The 16,984-nt window shown below is 56.1% G+C and carries 28 protein-coding genes and 1 pseudogene; all 29 read left to right on the forward strand.

All coding sequences use genetic code 11. From position 1 onward, the window contains the following. On the forward strand, nucleotides 1–90 hold a 90-nt coding region (locus tag ACRZ96_RS19905; protein WP_211330766.1), incomplete at its 5' end, for an EF-Tu C-terminal domain-related protein. 238 nt (nucleotides 91–328) lie between these two features. Then, entirely contained in the window at nucleotides 329–2,041 is a 1,713-nt protein-coding gene (locus tag ACRZ96_RS19910) for an amidohydrolase (protein ID WP_480707652.1), read from the forward strand. Nucleotides 2,042–2,068: 27 nt separating this feature from the next. Beyond that, nucleotides 2,069–2,212 (forward strand): annotated as a pseudogene (locus tag ACRZ96_RS19915) (EF-Tu C-terminal domain-related protein); the annotation flags it as partial. A gap of 166 nt (nucleotides 2,213–2,378) precedes the next feature. Next, on the forward strand, nucleotides 2,379–3,035 hold the full coding sequence (locus ACRZ96_RS19920; protein WP_480707651.1) for a hypothetical protein: 657 nt from the start codon (nucleotides 2,379–2,381) through the stop codon (nucleotides 3,033–3,035). 255 nt (nucleotides 3,036–3,290) lie between these two features. Continuing rightward, entirely contained in the window at nucleotides 3,291–3,605 is a 315-nt protein-coding gene (gene rpsJ / locus ACRZ96_RS19925; protein ID WP_008756422.1) for a 30S ribosomal protein S10, read from the forward strand. An 18-nt stretch (nucleotides 3,606–3,623) separates the two neighbouring features. Next, nucleotides 3,624–4,349 (forward strand): 50S ribosomal protein L3, encoded by a 726-nt coding sequence (rplC, locus tag ACRZ96_RS19930; RefSeq protein ID WP_170515968.1) that lies wholly within the window; start codon nucleotides 3,624–3,626, stop codon nucleotides 4,347–4,349. Then, nucleotides 4,346–4,963: a 50S ribosomal protein L4 gene (gene rplD, locus ACRZ96_RS19935; RefSeq protein WP_010437039.1), complete on the forward strand. Its 618-nt coding sequence runs from the start codon at nucleotides 4,346–4,348 to the stop codon at nucleotides 4,961–4,963. Before rplC ends, rplD begins: the two co-directional genes overlap by 4 nt. Continuing rightward, nucleotides 4,960–5,256, forward strand: a complete 297-nt coding sequence (locus tag ACRZ96_RS19940; RefSeq protein WP_008757532.1) for a 50S ribosomal protein L23 — start codon at nucleotides 4,960–4,962, stop codon at nucleotides 5,254–5,256. Before rplD ends, ACRZ96_RS19940 begins: the two co-directional genes overlap by 4 nt. After that, complete coding sequence (locus ACRZ96_RS19945) at nucleotides 5,253–5,885, forward strand: hypothetical protein (protein WP_170515965.1); 633 nt, start codon at nucleotides 5,253–5,255, stop codon at nucleotides 5,883–5,885. Before ACRZ96_RS19940 ends, ACRZ96_RS19945 begins: the two co-directional genes overlap by 4 nt. 251 nt (nucleotides 5,886–6,136) lie before the next feature. After that, nucleotides 6,137–7,171: a fatty acid desaturase gene (locus ACRZ96_RS19950; protein WP_480593240.1), complete on the forward strand. Its 1,035-nt coding sequence runs from the start codon at nucleotides 6,137–6,139 to the stop codon at nucleotides 7,169–7,171. A gap of 308 nt (nucleotides 7,172–7,479) precedes the next feature. Further along, on the forward strand, nucleotides 7,480–8,322 hold the full coding sequence (gene rplB / locus ACRZ96_RS19955; RefSeq protein ID WP_008757664.1) for a 50S ribosomal protein L2: 843 nt from the start codon (nucleotides 7,480–7,482) through the stop codon (nucleotides 8,320–8,322). Nucleotides 8,323–8,325: 3 nt separating this feature from the next. Next, the gene (rpsS, locus tag ACRZ96_RS19960) at nucleotides 8,326–8,604 is read left to right on the forward strand and encodes a 30S ribosomal protein S19 (protein ID WP_010437056.1); all 279 of its coding nucleotides are present in this window, start codon (nucleotides 8,326–8,328) and stop codon (nucleotides 8,602–8,604) included. 3 nt (nucleotides 8,605–8,607) lie between these two features. After that, on the forward strand, nucleotides 8,608–8,988 hold the full coding sequence (gene rplV / locus ACRZ96_RS19965; RefSeq protein ID WP_039538267.1) for a 50S ribosomal protein L22: 381 nt from the start codon (nucleotides 8,608–8,610) through the stop codon (nucleotides 8,986–8,988). Next, nucleotides 8,988–9,698: a 30S ribosomal protein S3 gene (gene rpsC, locus ACRZ96_RS19970; protein WP_008758042.1), complete on the forward strand. Its 711-nt coding sequence runs from the start codon at nucleotides 8,988–8,990 to the stop codon at nucleotides 9,696–9,698. Before rplV ends, rpsC begins: the two co-directional genes overlap by 1 nt. Nucleotides 9,699–9,710: 12 nt before the next feature. Then, nucleotides 9,711–10,124, forward strand: a complete 414-nt coding sequence (gene rplP, locus ACRZ96_RS19975; RefSeq protein WP_039538270.1) for a 50S ribosomal protein L16 — start codon at nucleotides 9,711–9,713, stop codon at nucleotides 10,122–10,124. A gap of 161 nt (nucleotides 10,125–10,285) precedes the next feature. Continuing rightward, on the forward strand, nucleotides 10,286–10,834 hold the full coding sequence (locus ACRZ96_RS19980) for an amino acid synthesis family protein (protein ID WP_170424539.1): 549 nt from the start codon (nucleotides 10,286–10,288) through the stop codon (nucleotides 10,832–10,834). 40 nt (nucleotides 10,835–10,874) lie between these two features. Continuing rightward, on the forward strand, nucleotides 10,875–11,495 hold the full coding sequence (locus ACRZ96_RS19985; RefSeq protein WP_480707649.1) for a 2OG-Fe(II) oxygenase family protein: 621 nt from the start codon (nucleotides 10,875–10,877) through the stop codon (nucleotides 11,493–11,495). Nucleotides 11,496–11,549: 54 nt separating this feature from the next. Beyond that, complete coding sequence (locus ACRZ96_RS19990) at nucleotides 11,550–12,332, forward strand: SDR family NAD(P)-dependent oxidoreductase (RefSeq protein WP_480814988.1); 783 nt, start codon at nucleotides 11,550–11,552, stop codon at nucleotides 12,330–12,332. 271 nt (nucleotides 12,333–12,603) lie between these two features. Further along, nucleotides 12,604–12,810, forward strand: coding sequence for a 50S ribosomal protein L29 (gene rpmC, locus ACRZ96_RS19995; RefSeq protein ID WP_010437082.1), 207 nt, complete (start codon nucleotides 12,604–12,606; stop codon nucleotides 12,808–12,810). A gap of 4 nt (nucleotides 12,811–12,814) precedes the next feature. Beyond that, nucleotides 12,815–13,045, forward strand: coding sequence for a 30S ribosomal protein S17 (rpsQ, locus tag ACRZ96_RS20000; RefSeq protein WP_068340771.1), 231 nt, complete (start codon nucleotides 12,815–12,817; stop codon nucleotides 13,043–13,045). Between the two features lie 76 nt (nucleotides 13,046–13,121). Beyond that, nucleotides 13,122–13,490: a 50S ribosomal protein L14 gene (gene rplN, locus ACRZ96_RS20005; RefSeq protein ID WP_008757934.1), complete on the forward strand. Its 369-nt coding sequence runs from the start codon at nucleotides 13,122–13,124 to the stop codon at nucleotides 13,488–13,490. Nucleotides 13,491–13,492: 2 nt separating this feature from the next. Next, on the forward strand, nucleotides 13,493–13,804 hold the full coding sequence (gene rplX, locus ACRZ96_RS20010; RefSeq protein ID WP_010437096.1) for a 50S ribosomal protein L24: 312 nt from the start codon (nucleotides 13,493–13,495) through the stop codon (nucleotides 13,802–13,804). Further along, nucleotides 13,797–14,357, forward strand: a complete 561-nt coding sequence (rplE, locus tag ACRZ96_RS20015; RefSeq protein ID WP_010437097.1) for a 50S ribosomal protein L5 — start codon at nucleotides 13,797–13,799, stop codon at nucleotides 14,355–14,357. The genes rplX and rplE overlap by 8 nt, the downstream gene beginning before the upstream one ends. 19 nt (nucleotides 14,358–14,376) lie before the next feature. Further along, nucleotides 14,377–14,682: a 30S ribosomal protein S14 gene (gene rpsN / locus ACRZ96_RS20020; protein ID WP_010437098.1), complete on the forward strand. Its 306-nt coding sequence runs from the start codon at nucleotides 14,377–14,379 to the stop codon at nucleotides 14,680–14,682. 13 nt (nucleotides 14,683–14,695) lie between these two features. Further along, nucleotides 14,696–15,088 (forward strand): 30S ribosomal protein S8, encoded by a 393-nt coding sequence (gene rpsH, locus ACRZ96_RS20025; RefSeq protein WP_010437099.1) that lies wholly within the window; start codon nucleotides 14,696–14,698, stop codon nucleotides 15,086–15,088. An 11-nt stretch (nucleotides 15,089–15,099) separates the two neighbouring features. Next, nucleotides 15,100–15,633, forward strand: coding sequence for a 50S ribosomal protein L6 (gene rplF / locus ACRZ96_RS20030; RefSeq protein ID WP_170392896.1), 534 nt, complete (start codon nucleotides 15,100–15,102; stop codon nucleotides 15,631–15,633). An 11-nt stretch (nucleotides 15,634–15,644) separates the two neighbouring features. Then, a complete protein-coding gene (gene rplR / locus ACRZ96_RS20035) occupies nucleotides 15,645–16,004 on the forward strand; it encodes a 50S ribosomal protein L18 (RefSeq protein WP_170392895.1) in 360 nt (119 codons plus the stop codon). A gap of 116 nt (nucleotides 16,005–16,120) precedes the next feature. Next, the gene (gene rpsE / locus ACRZ96_RS20040; RefSeq protein ID WP_155148691.1) at nucleotides 16,121–16,690 is read left to right on the forward strand and encodes a 30S ribosomal protein S5; all 570 of its coding nucleotides are present in this window, start codon (nucleotides 16,121–16,123) and stop codon (nucleotides 16,688–16,690) included. Between the two features lie 12 nt (nucleotides 16,691–16,702). Next, entirely contained in the window at nucleotides 16,703–16,891 is a 189-nt protein-coding gene (gene rpmD, locus ACRZ96_RS20045) for a 50S ribosomal protein L30 (RefSeq protein ID WP_039538297.1), read from the forward strand. Nucleotides 16,892–16,984: the final 93 nt, after the last annotated feature.

The following is a 16,984-nucleotide window of genomic DNA, read 5'->3' on the forward strand; positions in this document are numbered from 1 at the left end:
CCCATCGCGATGGAAGACGGCCTGCGCTTTGCGATCCGCGAAGGCGGCCGCACCGTCGGCGCCGGCGTCGTCTCGAAAATCATCGAGTAATTCGCGTAAGCGAATATACAAAGAAAGGGCGTCCCTCGGGGCGCCCTTTTTCGTTTTTGCCTAAGCCAACAGTAATGCTAACTTCTTTCGTATTGAGACATTGCAATTAGAAAGAGGTCATAAGATGCACTTTTGGGCGCGTTCAGTTTGTCTTGTCGCAGCGGTTGCTTTCTCATCTACCTCTGCGTCCTCACAACAGATTGCGGATCGGATCTATTTGGGCGGACCAATTGTAACGATGAACGATACGGCTCCGTCCGCCGAAGCTGTCGCAGTCAAAGACGGGCGCATTCTTGCGGTTGGTCCGCTGCCTGACTTGTCGGCGCATCAGGGTGAAGAAACTGAAACCTATGATCTGGAAGGGCGCGCGATGCTTCCGGGTTTCGTTGATAGCCACGGACATGTCGTCATGGGCGGTTTGCAGGCACTGTCAGCTAACCTTCTTGCGCCACCGGACGGAGATGTCATTGATATCGCCAGTCTGCAATCCACACTGACTGACTGGGCCGAAGAGAATGCGCAGGCCGTTGAACAGGTCCAAATGATCATTGGCTTTGGCTACGACAATGCTCAGTTGAAGGAACTCCGCCACCCGACACGACAGGAGTTGGACATGGTGTCTGAGGACTTGCCCGTTGTCATTATTCATCAGTCCGGGCACCTAGGCGTGGCAAACTCGAAAGCGCTGGAGTTGGCAGGTATCACAGCGGCGTCTGACGCACCTCCGGGCGGGGTGATCCAACGCGATGAAGCCGGTGAGCCAAATGGAGTTCTGGAAGAATACGCGTTCTTTTCTGTTCTCGTGCCGATGTTGGGGAATTTGGGTGAAGAAGGTCTTGCTGAATTTGCCCGAGCTGGAACCGAGCTTTGGGCAAAGTTTGGATATACGACTGGACAAGAAGGTCGATCTTCAGGTGAAATCGTCGAAGTTCTTAAGAAAGTTGCCGCCAAAGAAGCTCTTCCAATCGATGTAGTAGCCTTCCCGGATGTTCTTGAGTCGAGGGAGTATATCGGAGCAAACACCTCGGCGGATTATGACAACCGGGTTCGGGTAGGGGGCTGCAAGCTGACAATTGACGGTTCGCCGCAGGGCTTCACGGCTTTGCGGGATCGACCCTACTATGATCCGGTTGGAAACTATGCCGCGGGGTACGCAGGTTATGCCGCCATAACCATGGAACAACTCCAGGACGCTGTGAACTGGTGTTACGAGAATGATTTCCAGATCCTTGTGCATTCCAACGGCGAAGGAGCATCTGACATGCTGATTGCTGCGCTCGAAGAGGCGCAGATCAAGTATGGCGACCCTGACAACCGGCCCGTTCTGGTGCACGGTCAGTTTCTAAGAGAGGATCAGGTTGCCAGTTTTAAGCGCCTTGGTGTGTTTCCGTCGTTATTCCCGATGCATACGTTTTATTGGGGCGATTGGCACCGGGATCATACGGTCGGGCCGATAAACGCAGAAAATATTTCGCCTACAGGATGGCTGCACGAGCGTGGCATGAAGTTCGGCACGCATCACGATGCGCCGGTCGCCTTTCCGAACAGCATGCGTGTTCTCGCCGCGACGGTAACCCGCCGCACACGGTCTGGTGACATTTTGGGTCCCCATCAAAGAGTCGACGTTATGACCGCCTTGAAAGCCATGACAATCTGGCCCGCCTGGCAGCATTTTGAAGAAGACGAGAAGGGGTCTATCGAAGTTGGAAAAGTCGCGGACTTTGTGATTTTGTCGGACGATCCTACTGCCGTCGATCCGGAAACACTGGCGGAGCTTGAAGTGCGTGTAACGATTAAAGGCGACGAGGTGGTCTATGAAGCGGAAGGCGATGTCAGAGAGGGAAATCTGCAATTCTCGCCATTTTCAAATGACCCTGTGATTGCACACCTTTTCATGCACGCGGTCTATCAAGGCATGAAGGTTGAAGCCCCATGGCTTGTTAGGAACTAGCCTGTGGGTTTTGGGAACTGAGACGTCACCGAATTGGTTTTATCCGGCGACAGCTTTGGCTTCACCGTTGAGCTGATCGCGCCGATCGCGATGGAAGACGGTCTGCGCTTCGCGATCCGCGAAGGCGGTCGCACTGTCGGCGCCGGTGTTGTGTCGAAAGTCATCGAGTAATCACGGTAGGTCGGGGTTCAGCCCGGCACATCGGTGAGCCTAAGTAGGCCGCTCCAAAAGGGGCGGCCTTTATTACTTTTAGAGATTGAACACAGTCACTATTGAAACCACAATCTGGCAGTCTCTTTTTTAACCGACCAATCCTTTGAGAGAAGATGATTTGGACATGTCCAAAAAGCCGCGCTTTGCGATGTCAATTTTTTCAAGTTTAGTATTTTGGATTGGAACTTTAGCCCCGAACGTTTTGGTGTCCGCGCCATCCAGTGATGCGCAGGTATATAGCGCCTTAAAAAGCATGGGTTACTCAAACATTCTCATTGAAGGATGTAGTGTTTCGTTTTCGAGAGTGATTGTGCCAACCAAAAGCAACGACTACCTAACCAAGTATGATCGATACGTTAACCTTCGCACACTTGATTTCAGTGATGCGTATGAAATTAGCGTTAGGGAAACTGACAACGGATATCTGCACATCGCCGTGGTGCCTCTTAACAAAAACTATTATCAGCACGAAACTCAAATACTTAACTTCAGAAGTTGGGTAATACGCAATTATCCAAACTCGTATTGGCCATACACTGACACAGGAATTGAAATTCAATCAGCTGCAAAAATTGAAGCCAAATTATGGAACATACTGCCTCAGGTTAAGCTCTTGAATCGATGGACTAAGCATAGTGCGAAGGGTTCATTGACATTACTTCCGCCTGAATTTCGGATGACTTATTTTGAACGCAACAACGTAGTTGAGTTTATGGATGCAATTGTTGAACAAGCAAAATACTATCATTGCTCTAACCTTGATGACGAGGGCGACGCATAGGCAGAGCGTATGTGGGTGAGTCTCTTTCGCTCAGCTAGCAAATCGAGACTTCGTTGATCCGTCTCGTTGAACTCTATTCTGTCAGACTGACGATATCTGATTTCCCCCTTGCCAAATCCCACCAACCCCACTAATACGCGCGAGTTCTCATCAAGAACATCAAGGCGGGATGATTCCCGCCTTTTGGGTTCGAAGAGGGTTGGCGATGCGCGTCTGTCCTCCTCTCAACCTCAACGCCTAAAAAAGGCTGTTAATATGCAAAGCCAAAACATCCGTATTCGGCTGAAGGCATTTGACTATCGCGTTCTGGATGCCAGCACGCAAGAGATCGTCAACACTGCCAAGCGGACCGGCGCGAACGTGCGCGGCCCGATCCCGCTGCCGAACAAGATTGAGAAGTTCACGGTTCTCCGTGGCCCTCACGTTGACAAGAAATCCCGCGACCAGTTCGAGATCCGTACGCACAAGCGTCTCTTGGACATCGTTGATCCGACCCCCCAGACCGTTGACGCGCTGATGAAGCTCGACCTCGCTGCTGGTGTGGACGTCGAGATCAAGCTGCAGTCGTAAGATCGGAGGGTATAGATTATGCGCTCTGGTATTATCGCAAAAAAAGTTGGCATGACCCGCCTGTTCATGGAAGACGGCAAGCAGATCCCTGTGACCGTTCTCCACCTGGACAACCTGCAGGTCGTTGCACAGCGCACCGCTGACAAAGACGGCTACACTGCCGTTCAGCTGGGTGCCGGTGCCGCCAAGGCAAAACGCACCTCGAAGGCCATGCGCGGTCACTACGCCGCTGCAAAGGTCGAGCCCAAGCGTAAGCTGGCCGAGTTCCGCGTCTCCGAAGATGGCCTGATTGATGTGGGCGCCGAGATTTCGGCAGAACACTTCCTGGAAGGTCAGAAAGTTGACGTTTCGGGTACTTCGATCGGTAAAGGCTTTGCCGGTGCGATGAAGCGTTGGAACTTCGGTGGTCTGCGCGCCTCGCACGGTGTTTCGATCAGCCACCGTTCGCACGGTTCGACCGGTCAGTGTCAGGATCCGGGCAAGGTGTTCAAAGGCAAGAAGATGGCCGGTCACATGGGTGCTGCCCGTGTTACCACTCAGAACCTGGAGGTTGTCAAAACCGACGCCGACCGTGGTCTGGTCTTCATCAAAGGCGCCGTTCCCGGACCGAAATCGGGCTGGGTCACTGTCAAGGACGCCGTCAAGAAGAAAGCACCGGAAGGCCTGCCTTTCCCGGCTGCTGTGAAATCGGCTGCAACCGAAGCACCTGCGGAAGAAGCTCCCGCGGAAGGTGGTGAAGCATGAAACTTGATGTAATCAAACTGGACGGCGGCAAGGCCGGCAACATCGAGCTGGATGCAGACCTGTTCGGTCTCGAGCCGCGCGCGGACATCCTGCACCGTGTGGTCCGTTGGCAGCGCAACAACGCGCAAGCTGGCACCCACAAGGTCAAGACCCGCTCGGAAACCAGCTACTCGACCAAGAAGATCTATCGCCAGAAGGGCACCGGTGGCGCACGCCATGGTGACCGTAACGCGCCGATCTTCCGTGGTGGTGGCATCTACAAAGGCCCCGTCGTGCGTTCGCACGGCCACGACCTGCCCAAGAAGTTCCGCAAGCTTGGCCTGCGCCACGCTCTGTCGGCAAAAGCCAAGGCCGGTGAACTGGTTGTGATCGAAAACGCCGAAGCCGAAGGCAAGACCGCCGCTCTGGCCAAACAGGTTGCAAACCTGGGCTGGAAACGTGCTCTGGTCATCGACGGCGCGACCGTGAACGAAGGGTTCCTGAAAGCGTCCAAGAACATCGAAGGCCTGGATATCCTGCCGTCGATGGGCGCAAACGTCTATGACATCCTCAAGCGTGACACCCTGGTGCTCACCAAAGCGGCTGTCGAAGCACTGGAGGCTCGTCTGAAATGAGCGCGAAGGCAGAACACTACGACGTGATCCGCAAGCCGATCATCACTGAAAAGTCGACGATGGCGTCCGAAAACGGCGCGGTTGTCTTTGAAGTGGCGATCGACAGCAACAAGCCGCAAATCAAAGAGGCCGTTGAGGCTCTGTTTGGTGTAAAGGTCAAAGCGGTGAACACTACTGTGACCAAAGGCAAGGTCAAGCGGTTCCGCGGCCAGCTGGGCCGTCGGAAAGACGTCAAAAAAGCATATGTGACCCTGGAAGAGGGTAACACAATCGATGTGAGCACCGGTCTTTGATCCGACGCTTACTGCGACTATTCACGGCCCCGGCGGTTCAACCCGCCGGGGCCGATTTCGTTTCAGACCCTGAAACTGCCCGTGCGCAGGTGTTGGAGAAGATGCGGGCTTTCAGCGCCGAGCCCTATTTTCAGATCGCCGATGAAAAGCTGGGGCTTTTGTCGGTTTTCGACGATCTGAAATACGACCGGGCGGATGTGGACATGATCTCTCCGGCGATGCGCAATCATGTGGTCGATAAGCTTGGTCCGCTGGGGTTTCGCCAGACCTCGGGTACGGTGTTGGAACACGTCGAGGCCGAGATGCGTGTGCACATCCCCAAGTTCCACGCTCTCGGTGCGTCGCCCTTCGACATCACGCGCTATACTGAGAAACGTCCGCAGGATTACTGTCTCCTGACGCCCACACAGGTGGCCTGCCAGTACGTGGATCACTACGTGCTGGACGAAGCGGTGCAGCGGATCGAGGCGTTAATTACGAAGCACCCTATCAACCTGCTCAAACTGGCGGATTATCTGGAAGGGAAACCCAAGCACCGCGCATTTCGCGAGGTTTTGGGTCATATCAAACTCAAGCAACGTATCGCGGTAGAGTCTGAGCCGCTCTGCAGAAGGCGGTCGTTGGGGTAAGAGTTGCGTTGACTCATCAGAAACGCGTCAGAAGCACGTGCAACCCTGGAAGAGAGACCACACATCGATATATCCGGCGGTCCGTGATTGGACGCGTCTTTGGGGAGAGGTAAGTGGCGTGCTCATGGGGGTTGTTCTTACGCGGCGACACAAAAATTTGAGCACTAAACTCTCATATTTTGCACAATTCGCTTGCTATGTCGCGCGGGTAGTCTATCCGGCTTCCAACAAGCAAAAGACATGGCAGGCGCTTGACCGAAACCTCTCTCTCGACCCGGGAAAACCCGGATAGAACTGCCGCGCGGGATTGGGTTTCGACGCTTGCCAAATACCGCGAACCTAATCAATGGCGCAGTTCCTTTGAGCTGGGTGTCAGCATTATCCCATTCTTTGTGCTTTGGGCGCTGTCCTGGATGGCATTATCCATCAGCTACTGGCTGGCATTTGCCATTGCGGTCCTGAATGCGGCCTTCCTGCTGCGCCTGTTTGCGATCCAACACGATTGCGGGCACGGGGCGTTCTTCAAGAACCGGACAGTCAGCGACTGGGTTGGACGGGTGATCGGGGTGCTGACCCTTACACCCTATGATGTCTGGCGCCGCACTCATTCTTACCATCACAACAGTTCGGGTAACTTGGACAAGCGGGGAATGGGGGATATCCACACGCTGACAGTGGCTGAGTACCAATCCAAGTCTCCCATGAACCGGTTCTGGTATCGCGTTTACCGCAATCCGGTCACACTGTTCGTACTTGGTCCCGGCTATTTGTTCCTGCTCCAAAACCGTCTGCCCTTGGGTTTAACTGGTAGCGCTCGGTTCTGGGTCAGCGCGATGGGTACCAATATAGCTATTCTGACCGCCCTTTTTGCTGTCTACTACTATGGCGGCTTGATGCCGGTCCTATTGATTTTTCTGCCCTCAACCCTGATTGCGGCAACTGCAGGAGTATGGCTGTTTTATGTTCAGCACCAATTCGAAGAAACGCATTGGGAATCGGACAAGGATTGGCAGTTGCACGAGGCGGCCCTGCACGGAAGCTCGCATTATATTCTGCCGCCGGTGCTACAGTGGTTCAGTGCCAATATCGGCATCCACCACGTGCACCATCTGTACAGCCGCATTCCGTTCTACCGCCTGACCGAAGTGCTGCGCGATCACGACGAGTTGGCAAACAGCAACAGGATGACCATTCGTGAGAGCATTGCCAACGCGCGGTTGCACCTGTGGGACGAAAAACACCGCCGCCTGTTGTCCTTCGCCGAGGTTCGCGCATTGTATCAGTGAGTGGCAAGTTACCTGAGTTCTTCCGGCCGAATAAGTAATACCCACTGATCGCGCGACTTGCGAAATTGAAACCTGGGGCAAATGTTGCGGTGACTTTTTCTTTGGTCTCCATAAGAATCTTGGGCCGCACCCTATAGACACCCATCCCCAACACTGCTACACGCTCCCAATCTTGCGGCCTCGGATTCGTTCCGGGGCCTCTGATATTTGTAACCGGGGACCTTCGGGGCCCTATACCCTTGGCACCTACGGGGGCCTATCACATAGCGGGGAAATCCCTCGCACTTGCTAAACGGAAGACAGAAAGCATGGCACTCAAGTCGTACAAGCCGACGACGCCGGGCCAGCGCGGGCTGGTGCTGATCGACCGTTCGGAGCTTTGGAAAGGACGTCCGGTCAAGTCTCTCACTGAGGGTTTGACCAAATCGGGCGGCCGGAACAACACCGGACGGATCACTTCACGCCGCCGCGGCGGTGGCGCAAAGCGTCTCTACCGGATCGTTGACTTCAAACGGAACAAATTTGATGTCGCGGCAACCGTCGAGCGGATCGAATATGACCCGAACCGGACCGCATTCATCGCACTGGTAAAATACGAAGACGGCGAGCAGGCATATATCCTGGCTCCGCAGCGTCTGGCTGTTGGTGACAAAGTCGTGGCATCCGCCAAGGCCGACATCAAGCCGGGCAACGCAATGCCGTTCTCGGGCATGCCCATTGGTACCATCGTCCACAACATCGAGATGAAGCCTGGCAAAGGCGGTCAGATCGCACGTGCGGCCGGTACTTACGCTCAGTTCGTTGGTCGCGATGGCGGCTACGCTCAGATCCGTCTGAGCTCGGGCGAGCTGCGCATGGTCCGTCAGGAATGCATGGCCACCGTTGGTGCCGTGTCCAACCCCGACAACAGCAACCAAAACCTCGGTAAAGCCGGTCGTATGCGCCACAAGGGCGTTCGTCCGTCGGTTCGTGGTGTTGCAATGAACCCGATCGACCACCCGCACGGTGGTGGTGAAGGTCGTACCTCGGGTGGCCGTACGCCGGTTACTCCGTGGGGTAAGGACACCAAGGGTAAGCGTACCCGCAACAAGAACAAAGCGTCCCAGAAGCTGATCATCCGCTCGCGGCACGCCAAGAAGAAGGGACGTTAATCTATGTCTCGCTCTGTTTGGAAGGGTCCTTTCGTCGATGCTTACGTGCTGAAAAAAGCCGAAGCAGCGCGCGAGTCGGGCCGCAACGAAGTCATCAAGATTTGGTCGCGTCGTTCCACCATTCTGCCCCAGTTCGTGGGTCTGACCTTTGGTGTGTACAACGGCCATAAGCATATCCCCGTCAACGTCTCGGAAGACATGATCGGTCAGAAGTTCGGTGAATACTCGCCGACTCGTACCTATTACGGTCACGCCGCTGACAAAAAAGCGAAGCGGAAGTAAGTCATGGGCAAGGAAAAGAACCCCCGCCGCGTGGCTGAAAACGAAGCAATGGCGAAAACGCGCATGCTCCGTACTAGCCCGCAGAAACTGAACCTGGTTGCGCAGATGATCCGTGGCAAGAAAGTTGAGAAGGCTCTGACTGACCTGACTTTCTCGAACAAGCGTGTCGCGCAGGACGTCAAGAAGTGCCTGCAGTCTGCAATCGCCAACGCCGAGAACAACCACAACCTGGATGTCGACGAACTGATCGTCGCCGAAGCCTGGGTTGGCAAGAACCTGGTCATGAAGCGCGGTCGTCCGCGTGCACGTGGCCGTTTCGGCAAGATCATGAAGCCGTTCTCGGAGATCACCATCAAGGTGCGTCAAGTTGAGGAGCAAGCCTAATGGGACATAAAGTCAATCCGATCGGCATGCGCCTTCAGGTCAACCGCACCTGGGACAGCCGCTGGTACGCCGACACCAAGGACTACGGTGATCTTCTGCTGGAAGACCTCAAGATCCGTGAGTTCATCAACAAAGAGTGCAAGCAGGCCGGTGTTGCCCGTGTGATCATCGAACGTCCGCACAAGAAGTGCCGCGTTACGATCCACACTGCACGTCCCGGTGTCATCATCGGCAAGAAAGGTGCAGACATTGAAGTTCTGCGCAAAAAGCTTGCTCGTATGACCGACAGCGAACTGCACCTGAACATCGTCGAAGTGCGCAAGCCCGAGCTTGACGCGCAGCTGGTTGCCGAGTCCATCGCTCAGCAGCTGGAACGTCGTGTTTCGTTCCGTCGCGCCATGAAGCGCTCGGTTCAGAACGCCATGCGCATGGGCGCCCTGGGTATCCGGGTGAACGTCGCTGGTCGTCTGGGCGGCGCCGAAATCGCACGGACCGAGTGGTACCGCGAAGGCCGCGTGCCTCTGCACACCCTGCGTGCCGACATCGATTACGCACATGCCGAAGCGATGACTCCTTACGGGATCATCGGGATCAAGGTCTGGATCTTCAAAGGTGAGATCATGGAGCACGATCCGCAGGCACGTGACCGTAAAGCACAGGAACTCCAGGACGGCCCTGCACCTCGTGGTGCTGGTGGCGGTCGTCGCTAAGGAGGGAAAGATATGCTTCAACCAAAGCGTACTAAATTCCGCAAGATGCACAAAGGCCGGATCAAGGGGCTCGCCAAAGGCGGTTCCGATCTGAACTTTGGCACCTACGGTCTGAAAGCACTGCAGCCCGAGCGCGTCACCGCGCGTCAGATCGAAGCTGCACGTCGTGCCATGACCCGTCACATGAAACGTCAAGGCCGCGTCTGGATCCGGATCTTCCCGGATACCCCCGTGACCTCGAAGCCAACCGAAGTCCGTATGGGTAAAGGTAAAGGCTCCGTTGACTTCTGGGCAGCGAAGGTAAAGCCCGGTCGTGTGATGTTCGAGATCGATGGCGTCAATGACGACATCGCCCGCGAGGCCCTGCGCCTGGCCGCGATGAAGCTGCCGATCAAGACCCGCGTTGTGGTCCGCGAAGACTGGTAAGCGATTGGGGCTATGGCCTCGCTCGTCACAAGATTTACCCTCGTCGGGAAACCGGCGGGGGTTTTCTTTTGGCTCGGCAGCCCGTGATTTCGTGGGTCCTGAAAAACGTCGACCTCCAGCCACCCCGCCTCTAGGCTAACTTGCAGGAATGGGAGGGCCCTATGGTTCAGCTGCGCAAAAAGATGCTCATTAAGGAAGTCATAACCACCGACCAGTTGGGCCAGCCTTGTGATCCGATCAGTCGGGTTGCAGCGCTGGCGGTGATGCAGAACCCTCTGGCCGGGCACTTCTCGGACGATCTTTCAGAGTTGTTCGAGATCGGCGCCATTCTGGGTTCGGAACTCGCCGCTGAGGCAGTTTCTCAGCTTGATGGGCCGCCGGTTTCGTACGGCAAAGCCGCGATTGTCGGCATGAACGGCGATCTTGAGCAGGGCGGGGCGGTGATCCACCCCAAACTCGGTGCGCCCATGCGCGCTGCGGTGGGCGGAGGTGAGGCGGTGATACCGTCCAACGCCAAGCTGGGCGCGCCGGGTTGCGCGATTGATCTTCCGCTGGGGCACAAGGACAATCCGTGGTCGTTCGATCATTTCGACACGATGACGCTGAACATCCCAGATGCGCCGAAACCGGATGAGATCGTGCTGTGCCTCGCCTATGCCGACGGAGGTCGCCCGATACCACGCTGTGGCAAAGGGCCCATCAAGACCTAAGCGGCTGGTCTTGCCGAGAGGGCTGGGGTATGCCCAGCCCATGGCACAGATTGAATCACTCTTCGTCACCCGTCTCTATCGCGCAAACTTGTCCGAATTCGATCCCAGGATCGACGCGGAGGAATTGGAAAGTTCATGCCTTGTTATTGCTGAAGATGATGAGGCCGGGCAGGACTGGTGTGAAGCGAACGCGTATCCCGGCTACACCAGTTATGCTTCGCTGACCGATTTGCCTTGGCGATTTCCGATATTTGCCGATCTTGTCAAAGTGCTGAATCAGCACGTCGCTGCTTTTGCCAAGGATTTGGAGTTTGATCTGGACGACCGCGCACTGAAGCTTGAGGATCTGTGGATCAATATCCTCCCTGAAGGCGGGATGCATGCCAGCCACCTGCATCCGCACAGCGTCATCTCAGGCACGACTTATGTGTCCATGCCCGAAGGGGCCAGTGCGTTGAAACTGGAAGACCCGCGGTCGGGCCGCATGATGGCCGCACCGACGCGGCTGAAGGGCGGGCGCCGGGAATTGCAGCCTTTCATCTATATGAAGCCGCAGGTAGGTGACATCCTGCTGTGGGAAAGCTGGCTGCGCCACGAAGTGCCGATGAACATGGCCGAGGACGAGCGGATTTCTGTTAGCTTCAACTATAAATGGGAGTGAAGCGTCTTAAAGCGTCAAGGTGAAAGCGCTCCAGTTACTTCGTCGGAGGATACTATGACCAAAACAGCTCTCGTCACAGGCGCGTCATCCGGAATTGGTCGGGAACTGGCACGTTATCATGCGTCGCGAGGCGGCAATCTGATCATCAGTGCGCGACGCGGAGATGCGTTAGATGCCCTCAGATCAGAGCTTGAGGCAGCCCACGATGTTACTGTCACTGCCATTCCGCTTGATCTGGGTGCTGTTGGAGGCGCGGAAAAACTTTATGAGGCCGTCAAGTGCAAAGACCTGACGGTCGACTACCTGATCAACAATGCTGGATTCGGAGGGCATGGGGCTTTTTTGGATCGCCGCTTTTCGGACGATCTGGATATGATCCGGCTGAACGTCGAAGCCCTTGTCTCTCTGTGTCATCTGTTCGGCAGGGATATGATCAGTGGCGGTGGCGGAAAGATACTGAATGTCAGTTCGACTGCGGCGCATATGCCGGGTCCATTGCAGGCGACCTATTTTGCCACCAAGGCCTATGTTTCGAGTTTCAGTCAGGCGCTCGCGGAGGAGCTGAAAGGTAAGGGCGTCACTGTGACGGCGCTGGAGCCGGGCTATGTCGTGACCGAATTTGCTGCTGCTGCAAATCTTGAGGGAACGAAGCTTGTTGCCCAAAAAGGGGCGACCGCTGAGGCCGTGGCCAAAGTCGGCTATGACGCCATGATCGATGGAAAGCTCACGGTGATCAACGATAAGTCGCTCGCGTTTGTGCTGGGTTGGGTCATGCCGCTGCTGCCGCGACGCGCGCGCCTGAAAATGGTTCGGAAAATGCAGGAGAAAGGTGCCTGAGCACTTGGCCGCGTTTGTCGGGATCCAGAAAGGTCGCAGTAGTCATCTGCTGCCCGGTTTCAGAGGGCGGCGGTAATTTGGAAACAGGTAGTTTCATCTGCCCGAACACGGTTTGAAACTTTCCCTTGCCACCCACCCCCCAAACCCTTATACGGCGGCATCCTGCGATCTCCCGGCGTTGTCGGGCGATTCGTATGTCTATCATTCATCCACCAGGTCAAAGGTGACCCTGTAAGGGGGCCTTCTGGTGTTTTGAGCAAAGGAAAAGGCGATGAACGCCCAAGAACTGCGTGACAAGACCCCGGACCAGCTCCGCGAGGAACTGGCCAACCTGAAGAAAGAAAGCTTTAACCTGCGCTTTCAACAGGCAACCGGTCAGCTGGAAAACACAGCCGGCATCAAAGCGGCCCGCCGCAACGCTGCCCGTGTCAAAACCATTCTGAACGAAAAGGCCGCTGCTGCGGCATCCGAGGAGTAATCAGATGCCCAAGCGTATCCTGCAAGGCACCGTGACCAGCGACGCCAACGAACAGACCGTAACCGTATCCGTCGAGCGCCGCTTTACGCATCCGGTTCTGAAGAAAACCATCCGTAAGTCCAAGAAATACAGGGCTCACGATGAAAAGAACGCCTTCAAGGTCGGCGACACCGTACGCATCATCGAATGCGCGCCGAAATCGAAGACGAAACGTTGGGAAGTTCTGGAAGCGTAAGCTTCCGGGATTTTTCCATTTGTCGAAACCCTGGGGGATTTAACGAGACCAGCCCCCACAGGTCGGGAGAAACCACATGATCCAGATGCAGACCAATCTGGATGTCGCTGACAACTCCGGCGCACGCCGAGTTCAGTGCATCAAGGTCCTGGGTGGTTCCAAGCGTAAATACGCCTCCGTCGGCGACATCATTGTCGTCTCGGTGAAGGAAGCCATCCCGCGCGGCCGCGTAAAGAAAGGTGACGTCCGTAAGGCCGTCGTCGTACGCACCGCCAAGGAAGTCCGTCGCGAAGACGGCACCGCGATCCGTTTCGATCGCAACGCCGCCGTCATCCTGAACAACAACAACGAGCCCGTAGGTACCCGTATCTTTGGCCCCGTTGTTCGTGAACTGCGCGGCAAGAACTTCATGAAAATCATCTCGCTGGCTCCGGAGGTGCTGTAATCATGGCTGCTAAACTCCGCAAAGGCGACAAGGTCGTCGTGCTGGCCGGCAAGGACAAGGGCAAAGAGGGAACTATCACCTCGGTTGACCCGAAAGCCGGTAAAGCTGTTGTCGATGGCATCAACATCGCCATCCGCCACACCCGTCAGTCGCAAACCTCGCAAGGTGGTCGCCTGCCTCAGGCAAACCCGATCGAGCTGTCGAACCTGGCACTGCTGGACAAAAACGGCAAAGCAACCCGCGTTGGCTTCCGCATGGAAGGCGACAAGAAAGTGCGCTTCGCCAAGACCACGGGGGACGTGATCGATGCTTGATACCGCAAACTATACCCCGCGTCTGAAAGCTCAGTACGCTGAAACAATCCGTGCCGCTCTGAAAGAAGAGTTCGGCTACAAGAACGACATGCAGCTGCCCAAGCTGGAAAAAATCGTTCTGAACATCGGTTGTGGTGCTGAGGCCGTCAAAGACTCGAAAAAAGCGAAAGCTGCTGTCGAGGATCTGACTGCGATTGCCGGCCAGAAGGCCGTTGCAACCAAGGCGAAGAAGTCGATCGCGGGTTTTCGCGTCCGTGAAGACATGCCGCTGGGTGCGAAAGTGACCCTGCGCGGCGACCGGATGTACGAATTCCTGGATCGTCTGATCACCATCGCGATGCCTCGCGTTCGTGACTTCCGCGGTGTGAAGCCGTCTTTCGATGGTCGTGGCAACTTTGCCATGGGCATGAAAGAGCACATCGTGTTCCCGGAAATCGACTTCGACAAGGTCGACGAGGTCTGGGGCCTGGATATCGTAATTGCCACCACAGCGAAAACCGACGCTGAAGCAAAGGCATTGTTGAAAGCATTCAACATGCCGTTCAACGCGTAAGCGCCGGGAGGATTGAGACATGGCTAAGAAAGCAATGATCGAACGCGAGAAGAAGCGCGAACGCCTGGTGGCCAAATATGCCGCAAAGCGTGCCGAGCTGAAAGAAATCGCGAATGACGAGAGCAAGCCGATGGAAGAGCGTTTCAAAGCGCGTCTGAAACTGGCGAAACTGCCGCGCAACAGCTCGGCTACCCGTCTGCACAACCGTTGTCAGCTGACCGGTCGTCCCCACGCTTACTACCGTAAGCTGAAGGTCAGCCGTATCGCGCTGCGCGAGCTGGGTTCTGCTGGTCAGATCCCCGGCATGGTGAAATCGAGCTGGTAAGGGAGACATAGATATGAATGATCCTATCGGCGATATGCTCACCCGTATCCGCAACGCGCAAATGCGCGGCAAGTCCACCGTTTCCACCCCGGCTTCCAAGCTGCGCGGCTGGGTTCTGGACGTGCTGGCGGACGAAGGTTACATCCGTGGCTACGAAGCGACGACCGGTGAAAACGGTCATCCGGCCATCGAAATCAGCCTGAAATACTACGAAGGCACCCCTGTTATTCGCGAACTCAAGCGGGTTTCCAAGCCTGGCCGTCGCGTCTACATGGGCGTCAATGACATCCCGCAGGTCCGTCAGGGTCTGGGCGTGTCGATTGTCAGCACTCCGAAAGGTGTGATGTCGGACGCAAACGCTCGCTCCAACAATGTTGGCGGCGAAGTGCTCTGCACCGTCTTCTAAGGAGGTCTGCAATGTCTCGTATTGGTAAAAAACCGGTCGAGCTGCCCAGCGGCGTTACCGCCTCTGTGTCGGGTCAGACCATCGAAGTGAAAGGTCCGAAAGGCACTCGTAGCTTCACCGCCACCGACGACGTTACGTTGTCGGTTGAAGACAACGTGGTCAAGATCGATCCCCGTGGCATGTCCAAGCGTGCGCGACAGCAGTGGGGCATGAGCCGCACCATGGTCGCTAATCTTGTTGAAGGCGTAACAAACGGCTTCAAAAAAGAGCTGGAGATCCAGGGTGTTGGTTACCGGGCTCAGATGCAGGGTAATACCCTGAAGCTGAACCTAGGCTACAGCCACGATGTTGATTTCACTGCTCCGGAAGGTGTCACCATCACCGCGCCGAAGCAGACCGAGATCGTTGTGGAAGGTATCGACCAGCAGCAGGTGGGCGAAGTCGCGGCCAAAATCCGCGAATGGCGCCGTCCCGAGCCGTACAAAGGCAAGGGCATCCGCTATAAGGGCGAGTTCATCTTCCGCAAGGAAGGCAAGAAGAAGTAAGGACGCAGACAATGGCAAACAGCAAAAGAACCCTGTTTCTGAAGCGCCGCCTGCGCGTTCGGAACAAACTTCGCAAGGTCAACGCGGGTCGTCCGCGTCTGTCAGTACACCGTTCGAACAAGAACATCTCTGTTCAGCTGATCGACGACGTACGTGGCGTGACCCTGGCCGCAGCCTCGACCCTGGAAAAGGATCTGGGCGTTGTGGGCAAGAACAACGTCGAAGCGGCCACCAAAGTGGGCGCGGCCATCGCCGAGCGTGCCAAAAAGGCGGGCGTCGAAGAGGCCTATTTCGATCGTGGCGGCTTCCTGTTCCACGGCAAGGTGAAGGCTCTGGCCGACGCTGCGCGTGAAGGTGGTCTGAAGATCTAAGACTTGCGGGCGGGTTTCGATCCGCCCCGATGATCCGGGGGCCTCGGCACTAGTCGGGGCTCACTTGGATTGAACAAACGGCGCCGAGAAGCGCCACATGAGAAAAGGGATGCCAAATGGCAGAACGTGAAAACCGTCGGGGCCGTGGCCGCGACCGTGAAGAAGCACCGGAATTTGCAGACCGTCTGGTCGCAATCAACCGCGTGTCGAAAACCGTAAAAGGTGGTAAGCGCTTTGGCTTCGCCGCTCTGGTGGTCGTCGGTGATCAGAAAGGCCGCGTCGGCTTTGGCAAAGGTAAAGCCAAAGAAGTACCTGAGGCCATCCGCAAGGCGACTGAACAAGCCAAGCGTCAGATGATCCGCGTGCAACTGCGCGAAGGTCGTACCCTGCACCACGACATCGAAGGCCGTCACGGCGCCGGTAAAGTGGTTATGCGTACCGCGCCTGAAGGTACCGGTATCATCGCCGGTGGTCCGATGCGTGCTGTGTTCGAAATGCTGGGCGTTAAGGACGTTGTTTCCAAGTCGCTGGGCTCGCAGAACCCGTACAACATGATCCGCGCCACCATCAACGGCCTGCAAAAAGAGCAGAGCCCGCGTTCGGTTGCCGCACGTCGCGGTAAAAAGGTCGCCGACATCCTGCCCAAGCGGGACGAAGCACCGGCTGCCGCCGAAGCAGAAGCGTAAGGAGAGCGAACAATGGCAAAAACCATCGTCGTCAAGCAGATCGGCTCCCCGATCCGCCGCCCCGCCGAACAGCGCGCAACCCTGATCGGCCTGGGCCTGAACAAGATGAACCGCACCCGCGAGCTGGAGGACACTCCTTCGGTCCGCGGCATGGTCAACAAGATCCCGCATCTGGTTGAGATCATCGAAGAGCGCGGCTAAGCGCAGTCTTTTTTTTGAGAATTGAAAGGCCCTCGAAAACTCGGGGGCCTTTTTTCGTGTTTGCGATTATGTTTGTCTGCTGCGAGCCCAACG

The organism is Ruegeria sp. CF1 (assembly GCF_056537445.1).